The 2322-nt window shown below is 67.4% G+C and carries 2 protein-coding genes; both read left to right on the top strand.

Annotated elements, in window-relative coordinates:
- The first annotated feature begins 62 nt into the window (after positions 1-62).
- Positions 63-1883: a ShlB/FhaC/HecB family hemolysin secretion/activation protein gene (locus tag VGD20_RS16010; protein WP_331135396.1), complete on the top strand. Its 1821-nt coding sequence runs from the start codon at positions 63-65 to the stop codon at positions 1881-1883.
- 40 nt (positions 1884-1923) lie between these two features.
- A partial coding sequence (locus VGD20_RS16005; protein WP_331135395.1) for a hypothetical protein occupies positions 1924-2322 on the top strand: 399 nt, incomplete at its 3' end.

The following is a 2322-nucleotide window of genomic DNA, read 5'->3' as shown; positions in this document are numbered from 1 at the left end:
GCAGAGCCGGTTGAAATGGCGCGCTGCGACACTGCAGCCGCGTTCGCACACAAGGGGTGGTGATGATCAGGGGGGATCTGGGACACATTGCGATCGCGCCGCCGAAACCTACCGCGATCCGCCGGGCGCTCGCATGTTCGGCCGGGCTCGCCGCCGCGGCGCTGCCGGCGGCGGCACTGGCGCAGACGACGCCGCAAATTCCCACGCGCGAGGAAATCCAGCAACCGGTGCTGGCCCCGGTAACGCAGCCGAACGAACAGGTCGTCTCCGCCGACGACAGTATCGAGCGTGCGCCCTGCCCGCTCGCCGATCCCCAATTCGCCAACGTCCGCTTCACGCTGCGCGGGGTCGAGTTTTCGAGCGTCGAGGGAATCGATGCCGCGACGCTCGCGCCGAGCTGGTCGGATCGCGTCGGGCAGGAACTGCCGATCTCGGTCGTGTGCGACATTCGCGACCGCGCCGCGACGATGCTGCGCTCGAAAGGCTATCTGGCGGCCGTCCGCGTGCCCGCGCAGACGATCGGCGACGGTATCGTTCGGCTCGACATCCTCGCGGCACGGATGACGCGCATCGAAGTGCGCGGCGATGCCGGTGCCAATGAACGGCTTTTGCAACGCTATCTGTCGCGGCTTGACGACCAGCCGGTGTTCAACATCGTCGACGCCGAACGCTATCTGCTGCTCGCGCGCGACATTCCCGGGCTCGACGCCCGGCTGACGCTGCGCCCGGGTGCCGCGCCCGGCGAGGTCGTCGGCGAAGTGACCGTCGCGCGCACGCCCGTCACCTTCGACTTCAACGCCCAGAATTTCGGCTCGCGCGACGTCGGCCGCTGGGGCGGCACTGCGCGCGTTCGTTTCGCGGGGCTCACCGGCATGGGCGATCTCACCACCGCCAGCTTCTACACGACCCCCGATTTCGACGAGCAGAATGTCGTCCAACTGGCGCACGAGTTCCGCGTCGGCGGCGACGGGTTGCGCCTTGGCGCCAGCTATACCTACGCGTGGACGCGCCCCGATGTCGCCACCCTTCCGATCAAGTCGAAAACGCAGATCGCCAGCCTCTTCGCATCCTATCCACTCACCCTGACCCAGGCCGAGCGGATCACGCTCGGCGGCGGGCTCGACATCATCGACCAGGACATCGGCCTCGGCGGCGTCCCGATCAACCGCGACCGTCTGCGCGTCTTCAACCTCCGTGCCGATGCAAGCTGGATCGATCCCGACTCGGTTTCGGGGCGCAGCGGGTTCAGCCCGTCGGAGCCGCGCTGGTCCTACACCACTTCGCTCGAAGTGCGGCAGGGCGTGGATTTCCTTGGCGCGAGCGATGATTGCGGACCTACGGGCGCCGCCTGCTTCCTGCCCGGCGTGGTACCGCTGACCCGCGTCGAGGGCAAACCCGACGCGTTCGTCGTCCGCGCTAACGCGCTCGCCGAATGGCGGCCGGCCAAGCTGTTCACGCTGTCGGCAGCACCGCGCGCGCAATGGGCGAGCGATCCGCTGCTCGCCTATGAGGAATTTTCGGGCGGCAATTTCACCGTCGGGCGCGGATTCGATCCGGGCACGGTGATCGGCGACAGCGGCGTCGGCGTCGCGCTCGAGGCGCGTTACGGCTCGTTCGTCCCCACCAACACGAAAAGCTTTGCCTTCCAGCCCTTCGTCTTTTTCGACGCGACCTGGGTGTGGAACAAGGACAGGGCATTCAACGGCCTCGACCCGCAGAAACTCTATTCGGCGGGGGGCGGGGTGCGCGTCGCCTATGGCGATCTCGGCCGGCTCGACGTGACGCTGGCGGTCCCGCTCAACCGCGGCGGCTTCCTGACCGAAAAACCCGATCCGCGGTTGCTGGTGTCGCTGACCACCCAATTCGGCGTGAGGGCGCGCTGACATGACCTTTGCCCATGACCTTGCATCGAGGATGACTGACATGCGTGCCACGGCAACTCCGGCTCCGATCCGCAAGGGCAAGCGCCGCCTGCTCGAAACCTGTGCGATCGCTGCGGGCCTGATGGCGCTCGCCCACGGCGGGCCGGCGATGGCGCAGGTGGCGGGATCGGGGACGGTCACCAACCTGCCCGCGGGTACGACAGCCGGCACCGGGGCGAACCCCTCGACGGTCAACGTCAACGGATCGCAGAACATCGTCACCTGGACCCCGTCGAACGCGCCGGTCGACGGTGTGGTCGATTTCCTGCCATCGGGGAACACGCTGAACTTCGTCGGCAACACGCCGGGTTATATCGTCCTCAACCGCTTCACCTCGGCCTCGGGCGCGTCGATTACCGACCAGATCGCGCTGAACGGCACGGTGAACAGCTATGTCGGG

The organism is Sphingopyxis sp. (assembly GCF_036402335.1).
In the GTDB taxonomy this organism is placed as follows: Bacteria; Pseudomonadota; Alphaproteobacteria; order Sphingomonadales; family Sphingomonadaceae; genus Sphingopyxis.
The sequence above is the reverse complement of the archived record's forward strand: the minus strand, read 5'-3'. Positions and strand labels throughout refer to the sequence as shown.